Annotated in this window: 1 protein-coding gene; it reads left to right on the top strand. The window is 42.7% G+C overall.

Annotation, left to right across the window (positions count from 1 at the left end; all coding sequences use genetic code 11):
* Nucleotides 1-140 precede the first annotated feature (140 nt).
* Nucleotides 141-543: DUF4158 domain-containing protein (locus KOI40_RS18280; protein ID WP_216098980.1), on the top strand; the 403-nt coding region annotated here is incomplete at its 3' end.

Raw genomic sequence — 543 nt, 5'->3', positions numbered from 1 at the left:
GGGGTACTGGGGATTTTCCCTCGTAAACGGACATAAATCTCTACAGTCCCCGCGATTCCTGGCCTCTGAGAGGGGGTTACTTTGTATTTTTCTGTTTTTTCTGGATGTTTTGTTACTATCGATGCCTTTGAGTGTCGACTATGCCTACCGAAAAACGCACTAAGATCCTAACAGAAACTGAAATTACTGAGCTCTTCAGTCCTCCCCCCCTAAATTTAAATGATCAGCGCTTCTTTTTTACGCTTAATGATGCTGAATTAGCAGAAAGTAAGAAAATCAGAGACCGCAATCAAAGATGCATGTTTGTCGTGTTACTGGGGTACTTCAAAGTTAAGCCTGTGATGTTGAACCCCGGCTATCATCAAGTTAAACAGGATCTTAAGCATGTCTGTAAAAACGTATTTCCAGGATCAGGCCTGAGACCATTCAATCTCACTCAGAAAACCCGTGCACGCATCTACCAGCGCATTTTTAGATTGGCGAATCATCAGCGTTGGCAAGAAAAGTTGCATTGTGCTGAGTTAATCAGAGATCTGAATGAAC

It is taken from the genome of Pseudomaricurvus albidus, from assembly GCF_018863235.1.
In the GTDB taxonomy this organism is placed as follows: Bacteria; Pseudomonadota; Gammaproteobacteria; order Pseudomonadales; family Cellvibrionaceae; genus Pseudomaricurvus; species Pseudomaricurvus albidus.
The sequence above is the reverse complement of the archived record's forward strand: the minus strand, read 5'-3'. Positions and strand labels throughout refer to the sequence as shown.